This window comes from Phaeobacter sp. JH20_02, assembly GCF_048056915.1.
Taxonomy (GTDB): domain Bacteria; phylum Pseudomonadota; class Alphaproteobacteria; order Rhodobacterales; family Rhodobacteraceae; genus Phaeobacter; species Phaeobacter bryozoorum.
Map to the genome: position 1 here is coordinate 514744 of NZ_JAYMVP010000022.1, position 19219 is coordinate 533962.

At 60.6% G+C, this 19219-nt stretch carries 18 protein-coding genes; 10 read left to right on the forward strand and 8 right to left on the reverse strand.

Annotated elements, in window-relative coordinates:
* Nucleotides 1–77 precede the first annotated feature (77 nt).
* Entirely contained in the window at nt 78–659 is a 582-nt protein-coding gene (locus VWY34_RS09210) for a TetR/AcrR family transcriptional regulator (protein WP_416545380.1), read from the forward strand.
* An 86-nt stretch (nt 660–745) separates the two neighbouring features.
* On the opposite strand, the gene kynA is transcribed toward VWY34_RS09210, so the two are convergent.
* The 4 genes from kynA to VWY34_RS09230 form a co-directional block, all read right to left on the reverse strand.
* Entirely contained in the window at nt 746–1579 is an 834-nt protein-coding gene (gene kynA / locus VWY34_RS09215) for a tryptophan 2,3-dioxygenase (RefSeq protein ID WP_416545382.1), read from the reverse strand.
* A gap of 152 nt (nt 1580–1731) precedes the next feature.
* Nucleotides 1732–2925, reverse strand: coding sequence for a kynureninase (kynU, locus tag VWY34_RS09220; protein WP_416545384.1), 1194 nt, complete (start codon nt 2923–2925; stop codon nt 1732–1734).
* Nucleotides 2926–3024: 99 nt separating this feature from the next.
* Nucleotides 3025–3408 (reverse strand): MmcQ/YjbR family DNA-binding protein, encoded by a 384-nt coding sequence (locus tag VWY34_RS09225; protein WP_416545386.1) that lies wholly within the window; start codon nt 3406–3408, stop codon nt 3025–3027.
* Nucleotides 3408–4160 (reverse strand): SDR family NAD(P)-dependent oxidoreductase, encoded by a 753-nt coding sequence (locus tag VWY34_RS09230; RefSeq protein ID WP_416545388.1) that lies wholly within the window; start codon nt 4158–4160, stop codon nt 3408–3410. Before VWY34_RS09230 ends, VWY34_RS09225 begins: the two co-directional genes overlap by 1 nt.
* Before the next feature lie 248 nt (nt 4161–4408).
* Between VWY34_RS09230 and VWY34_RS09235 the strand changes: the two genes are divergently transcribed.
* From VWY34_RS09235 to VWY34_RS09270, 8 genes are all read left to right on the forward strand, one after another.
* Nucleotides 4409–5362: an MBL fold metallo-hydrolase gene (locus VWY34_RS09235; RefSeq protein ID WP_416545390.1), complete on the forward strand. Its 954-nt coding sequence runs from the start codon at nt 4409–4411 to the stop codon at nt 5360–5362.
* A 299-nt stretch (nt 5363–5661) separates the two neighbouring features.
* The gene (locus VWY34_RS09240) at nt 5662–6123 is read left to right on the forward strand and encodes a methyltransferase family protein (RefSeq protein ID WP_416545392.1); all 462 of its coding nucleotides are present in this window, start codon (nt 5662–5664) and stop codon (nt 6121–6123) included.
* A 137-nt stretch (nt 6124–6260) separates the two neighbouring features.
* The gene (locus tag VWY34_RS09245; protein WP_416545394.1) at nt 6261–7832 is read left to right on the forward strand and encodes a Re/Si-specific NAD(P)(+) transhydrogenase subunit alpha; all 1572 of its coding nucleotides are present in this window, start codon (nt 6261–6263) and stop codon (nt 7830–7832) included.
* A gap of 13 nt (nt 7833–7845) precedes the next feature.
* Nucleotides 7846–9279 carry an NAD(P)(+) transhydrogenase (Re/Si-specific) subunit beta gene (locus tag VWY34_RS09250; protein WP_416545396.1) on the forward strand — a complete coding sequence of 478 codons (1434 nt, stop codon included), beginning with the start codon at nt 7846–7848 and terminating at the stop codon, nt 9277–9279.
* 98 nt (nt 9280–9377) lie between these two features.
* Nucleotides 9378–9752: a VOC family protein gene (locus tag VWY34_RS09255; RefSeq protein ID WP_416545398.1), complete on the forward strand. Its 375-nt coding sequence runs from the start codon at nt 9378–9380 to the stop codon at nt 9750–9752.
* 70 nt (nt 9753–9822) lie between these two features.
* Complete coding sequence (locus VWY34_RS09260; RefSeq protein WP_416539220.1) at nt 9823–10191, forward strand: MerR family transcriptional regulator; 369 nt, start codon at nt 9823–9825, stop codon at nt 10189–10191.
* On the forward strand, nt 10184–10555 hold the full coding sequence (locus VWY34_RS09265; protein WP_416539221.1) for a carboxymuconolactone decarboxylase family protein: 372 nt from the start codon (nt 10184–10186) through the stop codon (nt 10553–10555). The genes VWY34_RS09260 and VWY34_RS09265 overlap by 8 nt, the downstream gene beginning before the upstream one ends.
* A gap of 131 nt (nt 10556–10686) precedes the next feature.
* Nucleotides 10687–11967 (forward strand): DUF3422 family protein, encoded by a 1281-nt coding sequence (locus VWY34_RS09270; protein WP_416545400.1) that lies wholly within the window; start codon nt 10687–10689, stop codon nt 11965–11967.
* On the opposite strand, the gene VWY34_RS09275 is transcribed toward VWY34_RS09270, so the two are convergent.
* The 4 genes from VWY34_RS09275 to VWY34_RS09290 all read right to left on the reverse strand — a co-directional run bounded on the left by VWY34_RS09275 (nt 11903) and on the right by VWY34_RS09290 (nt 17068).
* Nucleotides 11903–12976 carry a YeeE/YedE family protein gene (locus tag VWY34_RS09275; protein ID WP_416545402.1) on the reverse strand — a complete coding sequence of 358 codons (1074 nt, stop codon included), beginning with the start codon at nt 12974–12976 and terminating at the stop codon, nt 11903–11905. The genes VWY34_RS09270 and VWY34_RS09275 overlap by 65 nt on opposite strands.
* Nucleotides 12977–13242: 266 nt before the next feature.
* The gene (locus tag VWY34_RS09280) at nt 13243–14214 is read right to left on the reverse strand and encodes an ABC transporter permease (RefSeq protein WP_416536789.1); all 972 of its coding nucleotides are present in this window, start codon (nt 14212–14214) and stop codon (nt 13243–13245) included.
* The gene (locus VWY34_RS09285) at nt 14207–15214 is read right to left on the reverse strand and encodes an ABC transporter permease (protein ID WP_416536790.1); all 1008 of its coding nucleotides are present in this window, start codon (nt 15212–15214) and stop codon (nt 14207–14209) included. The genes VWY34_RS09280 and VWY34_RS09285 overlap by 8 nt, the downstream gene beginning before the upstream one ends.
* Nucleotides 15215–15367: 153 nt before the next feature.
* Entirely contained in the window at nt 15368–17068 is a 1701-nt protein-coding gene (locus tag VWY34_RS09290) for a peptide ABC transporter substrate-binding protein (RefSeq protein ID WP_416536791.1), read from the reverse strand.
* 329 nt (nt 17069–17397) lie between these two features.
* On the opposite strand from VWY34_RS09290, the gene VWY34_RS09295 reads away from it, so the two are divergent.
* The gene (locus tag VWY34_RS09295) at nt 17398–19218 is read left to right on the forward strand and encodes an ABC transporter ATP-binding protein (RefSeq protein WP_340545092.1); all 1821 of its coding nucleotides are present in this window, start codon (nt 17398–17400) and stop codon (nt 19216–19218) included.
* Nucleotide 19219 lies beyond the last annotated feature (1 nt).

The window sequence follows — 19219 nt, forward strand, 5'->3', positions numbered from 1 at the left end:
GTGACTTTGTGACAAAATGATGTATATGTGTCAGTGTGTCAATTGACAAATTTGGTATCGAATGTCAGAACTGCGCTATGGACATGCAGCAGATCGACCCCAAACAGCGCAACATTCTGGAATCCGCCTGGGAAGCCTTTGCGACCTATGGGTTTCGCAAGACTTCAATGGATGACATTGCCAAGCGGGCGGGGATGTCTCGCCCTGCGGTCTATCTGCATTTCAAGAACAAGGAAGCCATCCTGAAGGCGCTGATTGATGCCTATTACGCCGAGACAGCGCGAGCGGTTCACGCAGCGCTGACCGCAGACGGGGATCTTCAGTCGAAGGTTCTGAACGCATTCGACGCGCAGGGCGGCCCGGCTATAGAGGCCATGCTGAGCACGCCCCACGGGATGGAAACGCTGGAAGCCAGCATGAACGCCGCCGGCGATCACATTGAGGCCGGCGAATGCCTGATGCGCGGGGTTTATGCGGATTGGCTAAAGGATATGGCGGCTGCGGGACTGGTGCGGTTGGCCGGCACGCCGCAGGATGTGGCGCGCAGCTTTTGCAGTGCCATGAAGGGCGTCAAACATACCTCGGCAGATTATGCCGCCTACCGCTCGGGCGTTCGCCAACTAGCGCTGTTGTTTGCGGCTGCGCTGTCGCCGCGCTGACTGGAGCAGGTTGACTGAGGGCAGGTCCAAATGGGGCAGCCTTGGGGGGGCGGGCAGGGCTGGCCTGCCGCCGATCCCATCTGGCGTCAGAGCGTGGTGCGCAGGTGCCAGAGCTCGGGGAACAGCTCCACCTCCAGCATCCGTTTCAGATAGCTGACGCCACCGGTGCCGCCGGTGCCGCGTTTGAAGCCGATGACCCGTTCCACCGTGGTGACATGGTTGAAACGCCAGCGGCGGAAATAATCCTCAAAATCCACCAGTTTCTCGGCCAGCTCGTAGAGATCCCAATGCGCTTCGGTATTGCGGTAGACCTCGGTCCAGGCCGCCTCAACCGCCGGATTGGGGCTATAGGTTTCGGAGAGGTCACGGTTCAGCACCTCTTCGGGCAGCTCAAACCGCTTGGACAGGGCGCGCAGGGCAACGTCATAGAGCGAGGGCTGGCGCAGTTCTTCTTCCAGAAGCGCCAGAATGTCGGGGCGGTGGGCGTGCGGGAGCAGCATCGCCTTGTTGCGGTTGCCGAGCATGAATTCGATCTGGCGATACTGATGCGACTGAAAGCCGGAACTCTGCCCCAGTTCATCGCGAAAGGCAGAATAATCCGAGGGTGTCATGGTGCGCAGCACATCCCAGGCAGAGTTCAGCTGTTCGAAGATCCGGGCAACGCGGGCCAGCATCTTGAACGCCTCATGCGGTTTTTCCGCCAGCAGGCGCGCGCGCGCGGCGGTCAGCTCGTGAATGGCGAGGCGCATCCAAAGCTCTGAGGTCTGATGCTGGATGATGAACAGCATCTCGTCATGGGTGTTGGTCCAGGTCTTCTGCGCGGTCAGCAGCGTGTCGAGCGACAGGTAGTCGCCATAGGACATGCGCCCGTCAAACGACATCTGCGCGCCTTCCTTGGCGGGATCATAGGGGGTGGACATGGAAAGGCTCCTTGGTGTTCCGGTAGTGTATCAGATTGCGGGAACGGGGGCCTTTCTTGCGTTGAGCGTACCGCATTGGGCCAGTCGTCGCCACAGGGCGATCCAGCCCGCTGGCCGGCACAGTGGCAGGCGATATGCGGGCAGGCTCGCCATCAGGTGACTGCGTTGCGGGTTTTGTATTCCGGGCGATCCCAGAGCGCGTTGGTCATCACGTCCTCGATGATATCAACAGCGGCCCTGACGTCACCTTCGTCAATGTAGAGCGGGGTGAAGCCGAAGCGCATGATATCCGGCGCGCGGAAGTCTCCCACCACGCCACGGGCGATGAGCGCCTGCATGGCGGCATAACCTTCATGGAAGCGGAAGGACACCTGGCTGCCACGGGCGTTGCCGTCGCGCGGCGAGGCAAGAGTGAGATCGGGGCAGCGGGATTCCACCTCGGCAATGAACAGATCGCAAAGTTCGATGGATCTGGCGCGCACATCGGCCATATCGGCCATGTCCCAGATATCCATCGAGGCCTCGAGTGCGGCCAGCTGTAACACCGGCGGCGTGCCGACGCGCATCCGTTCGATCCCGCTGCCGGGTTTGTAATTCAGGTCGAATTCAAACGGCGCGGCGTGACCCAGCCAGCCGGAGAGCGCCGGGCGGACCGTGTCGGCATGGCGCGGCGCCACATAGATGAACGCTGGACCACCGGGGCCGCTATTGAGGTATTTATAGGTACATCCTACGGCGAAATCGGCCTTGCAGCCTGCCAGATCGACCGGCAGCGCACCTGCGGAATGGGCCAGATCCCAGACCGTCACGACACCGGCAGCGTGGGCCTGTTCGGTCAGCGCCTTCATATCGTGCTTGCGACCGCTGCGGTAATCGACTTCGGTCAGCATCAGCACGGCAATGTCGTCGGTGATATGGGCGCTGACCTCCTCCGGTGCGACCACGCGAAGCGAATAGTCCGGGCCAAGCGATTTCACCAGACCTTCGACCATATAGAGATCGGAAGGGAAGTTGCCGCTGTCGGACAGGACCACCTTGCGCGATGGGTTCAGCTCCAGTGCCGAGGCGACGGCCTGATAGACCTTGATCGACAGGGTGTCACCCATCACCACATGGCCGGGTTCTGCGCCGATCAGCCGGGCAATCCGGTCGCCGATGGAAGTTGGTTTCTGCATCCACCCGGCCCTGTTCCAGCCGGTGATCAGCATCTCGCCCCATTCGTCCTCGATCGTGCTGCGCACCCGTTCGGCGGTTGCACGCGGCATCGGACCCAGAGAATTGCCATCGAGGTAGATCATCCCTTCGGGCAGGGAAAACATAGCCTTGGTTGCGGCGAAATCGGTCATCTGAACCTCGTGATCATGGGCGGCCTGACGGACGGCGCGGTTTATTTTAGGCTTAAAGCTTCTCGAGTGCTACCGCATCGGATCTGTCCTGTCCAGAGATTAGCGGCTGGTGGGATCCTGCTGCGGTTCCGGAATGCCCAGTTCAGTTCGTTTTCGTTTCGACAGACCGGCGGTCACCAGACTGTACGACAGGCTGATCTGCTCTTTCAGCTCGGCATCGGTCAGGCCGGGATCTTTGAAATGTTGCAGCCACTTCATCCCGCGCGAGGCCAGATAGGGCGCCGGGCGGACGCCCGGTCGCTCCTGCAAAACCTCAAAGGCGATCTCGCCCGTCTTGAAGGTAAAGGCGTCCTTGCCCTCGGCCCAGCCGCAGATGGCAAAGACCTTGCCTCCTGCCTTCCACACATCGGCATCGCCCCATTGGATGACATGCGATGTAGCGGGGAAGCTGGCGCAGAAGGCGTTGAACTCGTCGCGGGTCATCAGGTCTGCCCACCTGCGATTTCGATGGTTTGCCCGTTGATAGACTGAGAGCCGGGACCACAGAGCCACAGCAGCGCGGCGGCAACCTCATCCGGTTGGATCAGCCGCTTGTGCCGGTTCGCAGAGACCATGATCTTCAGCGCCTGTTCTTCGCTCATTCCGGCGCGCTGAGAGATCGAGGTGACGTTGCGGTCGATGATCGGCGTATCTACATAGCCGGGGCAGAGCGCGTTGAAGGTATAGGGCGTGCCCAGATAATCCTCGCTCAGCGATCGGGTCAGGCCGATCAGCCCGTGTTTGCTGGCCGAATAGCAGGGCGCGCCCTGCAGCCCGCGCAGGCCTGCGATGGAGGATACGGTGACGACACGGCCCCAGTCGGTCTGGCGCATGGATTTCATACATTCGCGGATCGTCAGAAAAGCGCCGTCGAGGTTGGTTGCCATCATGTTGCGCCAGAAGTCCATCGACATCTTGTGCAGGGCCTTGCCCTCGGCGATGCCTGCATTGGGGACGCAGATCTGCACCGGACCGCGAGCTGCGGTGGCGGCGTCAATTTTTGCGATCACGTCCTGTTCGTCGCGCACATCCATGGCGAGCGGATGCAGCCCATCGGTTGCGACCTCCTCCAGCACCTCCTGCCGACGGCCGGTGATCGTCACCGCAGCCCCCTCGGCGGCCAGCGCCTTGGCCATCGCCAGACCAATGCCGGTGCCACCGCCGGTGATCAATGCGTGTTTTCCCTTGAGTGTCATGGTGTTGCTCCGCTGTTGTTCGTAACTGTTGGGGCCATGCGGGTGATCCCCACATGCAACCCGGATCTTGATATGAGCCTAACCGCCGCAGGGAGGCTGGCAAGATCTCCGTTCCGTCACTTTATCAACCGGCACGGGCACAACGCTTGCGGCGACGGGTCTCGGAGAAATGGTTTACAGAAATATTCCTATGTGTGAATGTCACGGCATGTGGCGACGAACCGCCACCAAGGCTGACGGAGGATCCCATGAAAGCTCTTGTCTGTGGCGTGGCAACCGCGCTGATGTTGCCTCTATGCGGGCTGGCCAGCGAAGATATCGCGGATCAATACCCGCAGTCCGAGCTTTACTCAAAGCCGGTGGAGGTGATCCCGCATGTGTTTTCGGCCATTGGAGCCACCGCGCCGCCAACCTATGAAAATGCCGGCCATAACAATAACCTGAGCTTCGTTGTGACCGAGGCGGGTGTTGTGGTGATCAATGCGGGGGCGTCTGATGCGCTGGCTGCCGCGCTCCATGCCGAGATCAAGGCGGTGACCGATCAGCCGGTGGTTCTGGTGATCAATGAAAACGGGCAGGGCCATGCGATGTTGGGCAACGGCTATTGGCGCGATCGGGGCGTTGACGTTCTGGCGCATGTAGATGCCACGGCCGAGGTGACGCAGAACGGTCATTTTATCCTTCAGGGGATGCAAGGCTACAATAAGGACAAGGCCGGGGACACGCGGGTGGAGCCTGCGAACCTGAGTTTTGAAGATCGTTACGATCTGTCGCTTGGCGGGGTCGACTTTCAGGTCCTGCATCTTGGTCCGGCCCATGATCCGGGTGACACGCAGGTCTGGATTCCGCAGTGGGGGATGCTGATCGCAGGCGATATTGCCTTTCACGAGCGGATGTTGCCGATTTTTGAACATACCTGCACCAGCTGTTGGATCGAGACCTGGCAGGACAAGCTGGAACCGCTGGCGCCGACCTATGTGATCCCCGGCCATGGTCATCCGACCAACCTGGATCAGGTCCGGCGCTACACTCTGGAGTATCTGCTCGATCTGCGCAGCAAGATTGGCTCCCATATCGAGGAGGGCGGCGATCTGGCCTCGGCCTATTACGTGGATCAGGCCCGCTGGCAGCAGCTCGATACTTTTGAGGAACTGGCGACCAAGAATGCCGGGCGTGTCTATGAGGAGATGGAGTGGGAATAGCGCGCCCGCCCGGTGATCTGTGCCCATCGTCATCCTTGCGACAAGAACTGTGAGCGGTAGCAGAACTCAGCATCCCGATCAGTTGCGGCAGGCATGCAAAAGTATACGTGGTCATTCGCAACAATATATGCAGGATCATGCCGCAAACGGAACGGATTCGCCGTTTCACGACCATTTTGGGCAATCTGTCCTTATCCTTCGGAAGTCATCTCCGAAGGCTGGACGTTCTGGCCACATGAGGGAAAACTGCCGCTGATGCGCATCAAGACCGACAAGGATCACCCGGAGTGCCGTCTGCAATGAAATGGATTGACGTGCCTCCTGTGTGGTTGCTGGGGTTTGCAGTGCTGGCCTGGTGTCAGGCACGTTTCATACCTATGGGGCTCGAATTGTCGCATGGCGTGATCGGCGCCGTCGTCGGGCTGGTCAGCGGCCTCTTGATCGGAGCGGGAGTCATTCTGATGCTGCTCGCGGTGATGGAAATGCGGCGTCATAGGACGACGCTGCATCCACACGGGCGGCCAAGCCAGCTGGTTCAATCGGGTATTTTCAAACGCAGCCGCAATCCGATCTACCTAGGTGATTGCCTGCTGCTGCTCGGACTGATTCTGCGGTTTGACGCGGTGCTGTCGCTGATACTGCTGCCGGTCTTTGTCTGGGTGTTGGAACGCCGTTTCATCCTGCCCGAGGAAAACCGGTTGCGGCGGCAGTTCAGGGCGCAGTGGGGGCGCTACGAAAAAGACACAGGACGATGGCTGTGACGGATTTGCGGCACCGCAGCAAAGTGTTGCGGCGACGCAGCGAAACTGTTGCGCAAAAATATTGCGCAATGTAGTCAAAATATTTGCGATCCGTGCTCAGTCAGTCTGATGCGGACACAAAGAGGGGGACCGACAAGGTGAAAATAGGCACACCAAAAGAAGTGTTTGACGGCGAGGCGCGGGTTGCGATGACCCCGGACTCCGCGGTTCAACTGCAAAAGCTGGGTTACGACTGCGCGATTGAAAGCGGTGCCGGGGCAGCGGCAGGTTTTTCTGACGCCACCTACGAGGCTGTCGGCGTCGAGATCATCAAGACACCGGCCGCATTGTGGAAAGCCTGCGATATCGTTGCCAAGGTGCGTCAGCCCACCGAAGCGGAGCTGAAGCGGATGACAGCGGGCAAGACGCTGATCTCCTTCTTCAATCCCGGCGGCAATAGCGAAGGTCTGGAACTCGCCAAATCCAAGGGCGCCAATGTGATCGCCATGGAAATGGTGCCACGTATCAGCCGTGCCCAGAAAATGGACGCGCTGTCGTCGATGGCCAATATCGCAGGTTACCGCGCCGTCATTGAGGCCGGGAATAACTTTGGCCGGTTCTTCACCGGTCAGATCACAGCTGCGGGCAAGGTTCCTCCGGCCAAGGTTCTGGTGGTTGGTGCAGGGGTTGCAGGCCTTGCGGCGATTGGCGCCTCTACCAGCCTGGGTGCGGTGACCTACGCCTTTGACGTGCGCCCCGAAGTGGCGGAGCAGGTCGAAAGCATGGGGGCCGAATTCGTCTATCTGGATTTCGAGGAAGACCAGCAGGATGGCGCGGCAACCGGCGGCTATGCTGCGGTCTCCAGCCCGGAGTTCCGTGAAGCGCAGCTCGCGAAGTTCCGCGAACTGGCTCCCGATGTCGATATCGTCATCACCACCGCGCTGATCCCCAACCGTGAGGCTCCCAAGCTGTGGCTTGAGGATATGGTCGCCGCGATGAAGCCGGGTTCGGTGATCGTTGACCTTGCAGCCGAAAAGGGCGGCAACGTCGAAGGCACGGTGATGGACGAAAAAGTGGTAACCGAGAATGGCGTGACCATCATCGGCTATACCGATTTCCCGAGCCGGATGGCCGCGCAGGCGTCGACGCTTTATGCCACCAACATCCGCCATATGATGACTGACCTGACGCCCGAGAAGGACGGTCAGATCAATCACAACATGGAAGACGACGTAATCCGCGGCGCCACGGTGACCTTTGAGAAGGAAATCACCTTCCCGCCGCCACCGCCCAAGGTGCAGGCCATCGCGGCCCAGCCGAAGAAAGAGGTGAAGGAACTGACGCCCGAAGAGAAGCGGGCGCAGGAGGTCGAAGCCTTCAAGCTGCAGACCAAGAACCAGGTCACCCTGCTGGCTGTCGGCGGTGCCTTGGTGCTGTTTGTGGGGCTGTTTGCCCCCGCGAGCTTCATGCAGCATTTCATCGTGTTTGCACTGGCCTGTTTCGTGGGCTTCCAGGTGATCTGGGGCGTTGCCCATTCGCTGCATACGCCGCTGATGGCTGTCACCAATGCGATTTCCTCGATCATCATCCTTGGCGCGTTGATGCAGATCGGATCCGGGTCGTTCCTGGTGATCTTCCTTGCGGCGCTGTCGGTGTTCATGGCCGGGATCAATATCTTCGGCGGGTTCCTCGTCACGCGGCGCATGCTTGCCATGTTCCAGAAATCTTAAGGAGGCCGGGAGTATGGACTTTGGCTTTACAACTGCCGCCTATGTGGTTGCGGCTGTTCTCTTCATCTTGTCGCTGGGCGGCCTGAGCGGTCAGGAAAGTGCGAAACGCGCGGTCTGGTACGGCATTGCGGGTATGGCGCTGGCGGTTCTGGCAACCCTGATTGGTCCCGGTGCAGGTCTTTGGCTGTTGTCGATCGTCCTGATCGCCGCAGGCGGTATCATCGGCTACTACGTCGCCAAACGCGTGCAGATGACCGAAATGCCGCAGCTGGTGGCGGCGATGCACTCGCTGGTGGGTCTGGCTGCGGTGTTCGTGGGCTTTATCGCCCATATCGAGCTTGGCCGCGTTCTGGCGATGGATGACACTGCGAAAAAGGCGCTCGAAGGCTTTGGTGCGCTTCTGGCCAAGAAAGACGGTGTCGAGATCGCGATCCTGCGGGTGGAACTCTTCCTCGGTGTCTTCATCGGTGCCGTGACCTTCACCGGGTCGGTGATTGCCTATGGCAAGCTGGCAGGCAAAGTGTCCTCGGCGGCGACCAAGCTGCCCGGCGGCCATATGCTGAACGCCGGTGCTGCGGGTCTCTCGCTGATCTGTCTGATCTGGTATTTTAACACTGGCGGTTTCTTCCCGCTGTTCCTGATGACCCTGGCAGCGCTGTTCATCGGCTACCACCTGATCATGGGCATCGGCGGCGCGGATATGCCCGTGGTTGTCTCTATGCTGAACAGCTACTCCGGCTGGGCCGCGGCGGCGATTGGCTTTTCGCTCGGCAACGATCTGTTGATCGTGGTTGGCGCGCTTGTGGGCTCCTCCGGTGCGATCCTCAGCTACATCATGTGCAAGGCGATGAACCGGTCGTTTGTGTCCGTGATCCTTGGTGGCTTTGGCGGCACTGCCGGCCCGGCGATGGAAATCGACGGTGAGCAGATCGCGATTGATGCCGATGGCGTGGCCGCAGCCCTGGATGAGGCCGACAGTGTCGTCATCATCCCCGGCTACGGCATGGCAGTGGCGCAGGCCCAGCAGAATGTGGCTGAGCTGACCCGCCGTCTGCGTGCCAAGGGCAAGAACGTCCGCTTTGCGATCCATCCGGTTGCCGGTCGTTTGCCCGGCCATATGAACGTGCTCCTTGCCGAGGCGAAAGTGCCCTATGACATCGTGCTGGAAATGGATGAGATCAACGAGGACTTCCCGGACACGGATGTGGCGATCGTCATTGGCTCCAACGACATTGTGAACCCGGCGGCACAGGAAGACCCGAACTCGCCCATCGCCGGTATGCCGGTGCTGGAATGCTGGAAGGCGAAACAGGTGTTCGTCTCTAAGCGCGGGCAGGGTACGGGCTACTCGGGCATCGAGAACCCGCTGTTCTTCAAGGAGAATACCCGCATGTTCTATGGCGATGCCAAGGCCAGCCTGGATAAACTGCTGACCATGATCAGCTGATTGTTCGGCTTATCGCTGCACATACCGAAAGAGCGCTCCTGCCGGGGCGCTCTTTTTTCGTGATCCTGTGGTATCATTCGCCAGCCGAGGAGGATGATATGGAAAAGGCCCAAGGCATAGGTGGCGTGTTTTTCCGCGCCAAAGACCCCGAAGCGCTGAGCCGGTGGTACAATGACCATCTGGGGATTGACCCCGTCGGCGGAACCCCCTGGATGCAGGGCGGCGGCTATACCGTCTTTGCTCCATTTGCCGAGGATACCGATTATTTCGGAGATACCAGCAAACAGTGGATGATCAATTTCCGGGTGACGGATCTGGCCGCGATGATCGCCCAGCTGACTGCCGCCGAAATTGCTGTTGAGACCCGGCCGGAGTGGGACGGCGAGATCGGCTATTTCGCGCGGTTGCATGACCCGGAGGGCAATCCGATAGAACTCTGGCAGCCGATTGGACGCGCCGCAGATACCGCTTGAGCTGGAGTGTACTCCAACCGCTAGGGTGTCCCGACTCACCCATGAGGGGTGGGCAGCAAGAGAGATGTGCATGAAGATTTCAGAGGTGGCGATGGCCACGGGGCTGAGCGTGGATACCCTGCGCTTTTACGAGAAGATCGGGTTGATTGATCCGCCGGCGCGGGATGCCGCCGGACGGCGGGTCTATGATCGCGAAATCCTCGGCTGGATCCGCTTTCTGGGGCAGCTGAACGCCACCGGAATGAAACAGGCGGATCGGGTCCGCTATGCGCGGTTGCGGGCGCGGGGGCGCGAAACCCTGGCCGAACGCCGCGCAATGCTGGAGGCCCACCGCGAGGTGATCCGCCAGCAGCTGGAGCAGCTTCATGACACGCTTGCCCTGATGGATCGCAAGGTTGCGATCTACCACGAGCTGGAGAAGGAAAGCGCAGATGTCTGACGCAGTGACCAAGGGCCGTAATCTGTTGGCCGAATTGAACCCGGAGTTGGAGAATATCCTGGCAGAGCGCTATGACGCCCATCTGCCGGGAATGTCGGAGAGCCTGGTGGAATGGGCCTATGGGCGCCACTACGCACGCGCGGGGCTGGACCTGCGGACACGGCAGCTCTGTACGGTTGCAGCGTTGACTGCGCTTGGTGGTCAGACCGCGCCGCAGCTCAAGGTGAATATCGCCAACACCCTCGCCGCAGGGGCAAGTGAAGGCGAGATTCTGGAGGTCATCTGGCAGATGGCGGTCTATGGCGGCATGCCTGCGGCCATCAATGGTTTGAATGCGGCGATTGAGGTGTTCGAGGCGGCATAATGTCGGCGAGAGTTGAGGGTTGTCCCATAATTGTATACGGTTGTATCCAGTTAAGGCATTGAAAAAACGTAATTCTTTACAGGTTGCTCCACCTCGGCTAACCTGTGGCCTGCTGCTCAGGGAGACCATAGATGCCGCCGATCCAAGACCACCCGCTGCGCTACCAGCTGGCCAATGAGCTGCACGCCCGCCCGTTCCCGACGATGAGCAACCCCTCGACGGTGATCTACCTGGCGATCAAGCAGCCGCAGGAGGCCGTGCATCGGGATCGCAGCCGGGACCTTGCGCATCTGGTCGATCTCTTGGACCGTCACGGTGTCGCCCACCCGACGCCGGGGGCGACCCATCATTCGGTGCAGCTGGGCCGCCATACGCTCAAATGGGAACAGCATACTGAATTTGTGTCCTACACCCTGTATTTCGACGGTATCAGCGCCCGCCCGTATGATCCTGCGGATTTTGATGTCTTCCCGTCGGACTGGCTGGCGGAGGCTCCGGGTCAGCGCATCACTTCGATCATGCTGCGGGTCTTGCCTCGTGGCGAAACCTCTGACGTTCGGGCGGCTCTGACCGATTGGTTTGTGCCGGAAAGCCTCGCCGTGGCCCGAGTGCTGGACGACAGCTGCGTGGTGGCGGGGGATTTCCGCATTGATCCGGCTGGGCATATGCGGTTTGCGGTTTTCCCGAACCGGGAAACCGGCGCCCAGCGGATCGGCCGGGTGGTGCAGCGCCTTTGCGAGATTGAGACCTATCGGGCGATGTCGATGCTCGGGTTTTCGCGGGCGCGCGGGTTGAGTCCGACGATTGGCGCGCTCGACACCCATCTGAGCGAGATGATGGCCGAGATGACCGGGGATCGCATGCCGGCGGAACAGACCCTTGCGCAGCTGCTCACGGTCTCGGCTGAGCTGGAGGCGATGGCGACGCAGGCAGCGTTCCGCTTTGGTGCGACGGGGGCCTATGATGCGCTGGTCAACCAACGGATCGCCCTGCTGCGCGAGACCCGTTTTGAAGGGTATCAGACCTTTGCCGAGTTCATGCTGCGCCGATTTGAACCGGCGATGCGCACGGTGAAGTCAACCGAAGGGCGGCTCGCTACGCTGGCAGACCGGGCGCGTCGCGCCGGGGAGCTGCTGCGAACCCGTGTCGATGTGGAACGCAGTGCCCAGAACCAGGCCCTGCTGGAAAGCATGGACCGCCGCGCCGATATGGCGCTGCGGCTGCAACATACGGTGGAAGGGCTGTCAGTGGTGGCGATCAGCTATTACGCTGTGTCGCTGGCGTCTTATGCGCTCTATCCCCTCGCGGCGGTGCTGGACCTCAGCAAGGGGATGATGACGGCAGCACTTACTCTGCCGGTTGTGCTGCTGGTCTGGCTCGCGGTGCGGCAGATCCGGAAGCGGCTGCATTGAGCAGGGCGTCTGCCGCCAAACCGCCTGCGCCAATCGACAGCAGTGCCAGAACAGCTGCTAGGCTGAGGGTTGGGATACCGGCGAGACCGGCCCCGACTGTGCAGCCGCCAGCCAGTACACCGCCAATCCCCATCAGCACCGCGCCAGTGAGGTAGCGGCCGGTCTGCCGCGGGCTTTCAAAGCTCTGCCACTGGAAGCGACCGCTCAGCAGGGCAGCGACCAGCGCGCCAATCAGCACGCCGCCCACCAGCCCGGTCCCGAAGCCCGCAGGCACGGCGCTGGACGCCAGCGTGTAGAATAGTGTTTCCGCCGAAGGCGCGGTGAAGGAGAGGCTCTCCATGGCGATGGGGTCAAATTCATCATACAGCACATAGCCGGTGCCGACCCAGGCCAGCGGCACCAGCGCGCCGATGGCGGCCCCGCCGGCCAGCATCAGAGGATGATTGCCCGAGCGCAGAGCGATGACAAGAGCGGCCGCAACGATCAGCCCGGCGCCCGTCAGCGCGCCGCCGGGCAGTGCGGTGAGAGAGGCGAAATCCCCAATCGGCACCGTGACGCCGCCGATCCAGCTGCGCAGCGGTGCCAGCACGCCTTTGAGCGTGGCGTGGGCGACAATTGAAAAGGTCACGATCACAACCAGCGCCCGCAGGTTGCCGCTGCCGGTCAGAACCATCAGGCGCGAGACGCAGCCACGGGTCAGCACCATGCCGGCCCCGAACATAAGGCCGCCCACTACCACCGCAGCAATCGGCAGATCCGCGACCATCAGGCGGTGCTCGGCAAAGCTGATCCAGCCCTGCGCCACGGCGGCCTGCGTGCCCAGAACAGCAACGGCCAGCGCCATTGTCCAGACGCCTGCGGCCTGACGGCGATCCGCGCCGACAACAGCGCGGCGGAAACAGAAGCGGGTCAATTGCGCCAGCCCGCCGAACAGGACACCGACAGAGAGTGCAAACAGTACCGAAACCGCCCGCGCGGTGGTGTCTTCAAAGCCAAGTGTCTCGAACATATGCGGTCTCCATCGTTGCGAGCGGATTCGTCACGTTTGGAATATTTTCCCGAAATGGCCGGTTTTTGTGATCTGAGCAACCCTATGGCACCAAGTTGGCGCGGCATCCGGCAGAATGATGTTCTCTGCTAGGTGCCCTTCGCAGGCTATGTGTCCCAGCCCTGCCGCTGCGGGCAAAAACAAACCGGCCACCTGGGAGAAGTGGCCGGTTGATATGTTTTTATTTGAATGTGTTGAGCCGTTCTGCCCTCACATCTCTGGTATGGTCAGCGCCCGCGGATCCGTGGATCCAAGGCGTCGCGCAGACCGTCGCCGAGGTAGTTCACGCTCAGCACGGTGAGCGAGATCGCCATACCGGGCCAGAACACCCGCTCCGGGTATTGCTGGAGATAGTCCGTCGCATCATAGAGCAGACGCCCCCATGTCGGGAAATCAGGCGGGAAGCCCAGGCCGAGGAAGGACAGGGCGGATTCGGTGATGATCGCGGTTGCAATCCCCAGAGTGGCCGAAACCATGATCGGTGACAGCACGTTGGGCAGGATGTGCCGCGAAATCAGCTTGCTGTTGGTGGTGCCGATGGAGCGGGCCGCAAGAACGAATTCCCGTTCCTTGATCGCCAGCACATCGCCACGCACGATCCGCGCGGTGGGCATCCAGCTGGTGATGCCGATCGAGGCCACGATCAGGATAAAGATCCCCTGTTCCGGGCCGAAGGCGGCATTCAGCGGCTCGCGGAACAACAGCATCATCACCAGCAGCAGCGGCAACAGCGGCAGCGCCAGGAACAGATCGGTCAGGCGCATCAGCGGTCCGTCGAGACGTTTGAAGAACCCTGCGAGAACGCCAACCAATGAGCCGAGGAACAGCGCCAGAAGCATCGCGGTCAGGCCAACGGAGACCGAGGTCGCGCCGCCTGCCATCATCCGGGCCAGCATGTCACGCCCCAGCTGATCCGTGCCAAAAGGATGCGCCCAGCTTGGGCTCTGGTTGCGGGCACGGATATCAATGCGGGTGGCATCAATGTCCCAGAAAAACGGGCCGAGATAGACGGCCAGTACGATCAGCAGGAACAATGCCCCGCCAAGCATGGCGCCCTTGTGTGACTTGAACTGATCCCACACATCCAGCCACTGGCTGCGGGGTGGTTGGTCCAGTTCTTCGATCACGCCCGCCGCAGGCAGCGCGGTCGAGGCGGGCACAATCCCTTCGTCGGGCACCAGACGGTCCTTATCAGTCATAGCGGATCCTCGGGTCTAGAATGCCATAGAGCACGTCGGCAATCAGGTTGAACAGCACGATCAGCACGGCAAAGATGAAGGTCAGCGTCTGCACCATCGGCAGGTCGTTGGCCTCGATCGCGCCGATCAGCAGCTGGCCGATGCCGTTCACCTTGAACACCTGTTCGGTGATGATGGCGCCACCGAAGATCGACGGAATCCCCAGCGCGATCACGGTCACGACCGGGATCATCGAGTTGCGCAGAACATGGACCATGACGACCACATATTCGCTGAGGCCCTTGGCGCGGGCGGTGCGGACGTAATCCTGATTGAGGTTGTCCAGCATCGAGGCCCGCATGAACCGGCTCAGCTGTGCGGTGATTTGCAGCGCCAGCACCATGACCGGCATGATCATCTGTTGCAGCTGCTTTACAAAAGACTCCCAACTGTTCACGACATGAGTGGTGTCGTAGATCGAGGGGAACCAGCCCAGCTGGACCGAGAAGATCACAATCACCAGTACGCCGGAGAAGAAGGGCGGCACCGAGAAACCCACCATCGACACAAATGTGCCGACCTGATCGAACCAGCTATACTGGCGATAGGCCGAATAGATGCCGATGGGCAGGGCGATGGCGATGGCGACCAGATAGGCGGTGCCCACGACCCACAGGGTCTGGGGAATACGCTGCACGACGATATCCATCACCGGCGAGCGGGTCTGCCAGGAGATCACCCGCAGGTCACCTGCGGAGAAGCTGGTGCCAAAATAATAATCGATCAGAACCTGAGGTTCGATCCAGAAGAACTGCACGATCCATTTCCAGAATCGGATATGCGCGGGTTGGCCAAGGCCAAGCGCTTCGCGCATCTTTTCTTTGACTTCGGGGGGGACGGTCAGAGGGACCTGAGCCATCGGGTCACCGGGCGCAAGTTCAAGCAGCAGGAAGATCACCAGGCTGATGAACAGAAGCGTCGGTACCGACAGGACAAGGCGTCTGATTGTAAAGGTCAGCATCCAGTAGGCGCCTTTGCAATTGGAAGAATGGGGTGGAACTGGGCGGTCTTTTGCCTGAGATCCATTTCTGGCCGACGCAATGACGTCATTCGGACGTGAATGGCAAGAGGCCCCAGCGCGTTAACCGGGGCCTCTGCAGGCGTTTGACGCTGCTTACTCGGTGCGGTGCCAGTCAGCGGCGTTCCACAGTTCGCTGTCCCAGACGTTCAGATCCACACCGCCAAGGGTGTTGGAGCGCGCGGAGAGGCGACCACGGTGCACCAGCGGAATCATGCCACCTTTTTCGACAATGATGTCGTTCAGGCGCTTGGCGATTTCCGCGCGGGCTTCCAGACCTGCGGTCTGCGCCAACTCTGCGTGCAGCTTGTCGAACTCTTCGTCACAGAAGCGGGAGATGTTCTCGCCCTGCCACTGGGTCTCGGGACGCGGTGCCTTGTCGCACAGACCGTTGCCCAGGTAGGACTGCGGATCGGTGCCATTGAAGGTGTTGGCGTACATTTCGACGTCAGCATAGAACTTCTGGAAGGTGTCGGGGGAACCCGGATCACCACCGAAGAAGACGGATGCGTTGATGTTGCGCAGCTCGGTTTCGATGCCGATTTCGCTCCACCACTGTTTGATCAGCGCCTGGAAGTCCTGACGCACAGCGTTGGTCGAGGTCTGATACAGGATCTTCATCGGCTTGCCATCGGGGGTTTCCCGTACGCCGTCGCCATTGGTGTCCTTGTAGCCTGCTTCGTCCAGCATGGCGTTTGCGCCTGCGATGTCCTGAGTGTCACAGGTCATCGAGTCGGAGTTGAAGGCCGCAGGTGCCGGCACCCAGTTACAGGTGACCTTACCAGCCTTGCCATAGCCGATTTCCACCAGCAGCGGGCGGTCGATGGCCATCGACATGGCTTTGTAGACCGCAGGATCGCTGAGGAACGGATGCGGGCGGATCACCGAACGCTCATCCGGGCCAAGTGCCGGATCGGGGTTGGTGTTGTTCAGCATGATGCGTTCGACCAGCGGGCCGAAGCCAGCAACTGGCACGCCTTTGCCGCCGGCTTCCATCTGGGCGACCACTTCGGGCGCCAGCTGAAGGTTCCAGGCGTAGTCGAATTCACCGGTTTCCATCACCGCACGGCCCGCAGCAGTAGCGTCGCCGCCCCCTTTGAACAGGAGCTTGGCAAAGGCCGGCTTGGCCGGGTCGCGGTAGTTGTTGTTGGCCGACATGGTGATCACGTCGTTGGGCTTGAACTCATCCACGACAAACGGGCCGGTGCCGATCGGGGCAAAGTTCGCTTCAGTACACTCAGGTGCCTTGGCGCCCAGGCATTCGGCAAATTGTGCCGCCTGAATGATCGGGCTTTCGCCGCCGACAAACGGGCCATAGGGGAAGGGGGTCGGCTTGTCGAAGGTGACCTTGACGGTCAGATCGTCAACGGCCTCGACATTGGTGACTCCTTCGAATTTGGTCACCTGCGCGCAGCCGCCCTCGGGGTGCATACAGTATTCGGCGGTGAATTTCACGTCATTCGCGGTGAAGGGCGTGCCATCGGACCACAGGATACCGGGTTTGATTTTCCAGGTGATCGAGGTGAGGTCTTCGCTCACGCCGCCATTGTCGACGGTGGGAATGTCCTCAACCAGGTAGGGAACCATCTCACCTTGCGGGTCGTAGCGGGCCAGCGGCTCGATCACGAGGGAGGCGGATTCCACATCCTTGGTGCCACCCGAAAGGAAGGGGTTCAGGATCGAGGGCGCTTGCCAATAAATAATGTTAACCTGGCCGTCGGATCCCCGTTCGGCAAAGGCTGCGGGAGCAAGCGCGGCTGACGCAATTGCACCCAGCAAAAGGGTCTTGATTTTCATAATTCACTCCTTGTCGGACACGTATGTGCCTTCTTTATGACCGGGGCTTTGGCGCCCCGGAGATTTGCCACATCACTGCGGTCTGTGCGTTTGAGCACGCGCTATCTGCCGGGCGTTGGCTGCGATCACGTTACCGCGATCATGGCTTGCAACCGGAGGCAGGCGTGGCTGCACTGAAGGTATCGAATACAGACTCCTGCCAAATTGCAAGACTTCCGTCGGAGAAAAAATCGCGCAGGGTTAGGAGGTGGGTTTGACGGGGTCAACGCAGGTGCGTACACATTTCTGTTAACGCCATCGAAAAAGAAGAACACGAAGGGGACGTCACGGTGCTGGATCAACCAATCGCGCAAATTAAGGGACTCCGGGTGGAGTTTCAGACAAAGGACGGTCCGGTTGTGGGGGTGAAGGATGTCTCCTTTGACATCAATCCCGGCGAAACCGTTTGCATCGTTGGCGAATCCGGGTCCGGCAAATCGGTGTCCTCGCTGTCGCTGATGCGGCTGGTCGAGTTCGGCGGCGGCGACATTACTTCGGGGCAGCTGCTGTTTGACCGTCGCGACGGCGAGGAGGTCGACCTCGGCAAGACCGATCAGGCGCTGATGAAACAGATTCGCGGCAATGAGATCGGAATGATCTTTCAGGAGCCGATGACCGCGCTCAACCCGGTGTTCACCGTTGGCCGTCAGCTGACCGAAGGGTTGCGGATCCACAAGAACCTCAACAAGAAACAGGCCGAGGCCCGTGCGCTGGAACTGCTGCGTGAGGTGCGGATCCCCGAACCCGAGCGCCGCCTGAAACAATATCCGCACGAACTGTCTGGCGGTATGCGCCAGCGGGTCGTGATTGCGATGGCCATGGCCTGCGAACCGCGCCTGCTGATCGCGGATGAGCCGACAACCGCGCTTGATGTGACCATCCAGGCCGAGATCCTGGCGCTGATGGACCGACTGAAGCGCGAGACCGGCACTGCGGTGATGTTCATCACCCACGACATGGCCGTCGTGGCGCAGATGGCGGATCGCGTTGTTGTCATGTATCGCGGCAACAAGGTCGAGGAAGGCACCGTCACCGAAATCTTCGAGAACCCGCAGCACGACTATACAAAGGCGCTGCTGGCCGCCGTTCCCAAACTGGGCGAGATGCGCGGCAAGGACTACCCGGAGCCGATGAAGCTGATGGGTGTGGAACAGCAGGAGATCAAGCCGATCAAGGGCAGCGACGAGGTGCTGCTGGAGGTGCGCAACCTGGTGACCCGCTTCCCGGTAAAAGGCGGCGTTCTGCGCCGCACCATAGCCAATGTTCACGCGGTGGAGGATGTCTCCTTCAAGGTGTTCAAAGGGCAGACGCTGTCGCTGGTCGGGGAATCCGGCTGCGGCAAGTCCACTGCCGGGCGGTCGATCCTGCGGCTGGTGGAGCCGCTGTCCGGGTCGGTGGAATTTGAAGGGCGCGATATTCTGGGTCTGAACCCGCGGGAGCTGCACAAGGCGCGCCTTGATATGCAGATGATTTTTCAGGATCCCTTTGCCTCGCTCAATCCGCAGATGCAGCTGCTGGATCAGGTGGCGGAGCCGATGCGCAACTATGGGCTTGCCTCCGGCTCCGAATTGCAGGACCGCGTCGCCAATCTGTTCGACAGGGTGCATCTGCCGCGCAGCTTCATGCGCCGGTATCCGCATGAAATGTCCGGCGGTCAGCGGCAGCGCATTGCCATCGCCCGCGCGCTTGCGCTCAACCCGAAACTGATCGTCGCGGATGAGGCCGTTTCGGCGCTGGATGTGTCGGTACAGGCGCAGGTGCTTAACCTGATGATGGAACTGCAATCAGAATTGGGCCTGTCCTTCTTGTTCATCAGTCACGATATGGCGGTGGTCGAACGGGTCAGCCATCAGGTCGGTGTGATGTACCTTGGCCGTATCGTGGAACTGGGACCGCGGGCGCGGGTCTTTGAGAACCCGCAGCACGCCTATACGCAGGCCTTGATGAAGGCGGTGCCGATTGCCGATCCAAATCAGCGCAAATCGGAGAAGGACCTGAATTTCAAACCGATCCCATCGCCGATCCATGATCTGAACTACGAGCCGGAGCCCTCGCAATATATCGAGGTGGAACCGGGGCATTTCGTTCTGACAACTGATAGCGGCTACTAAG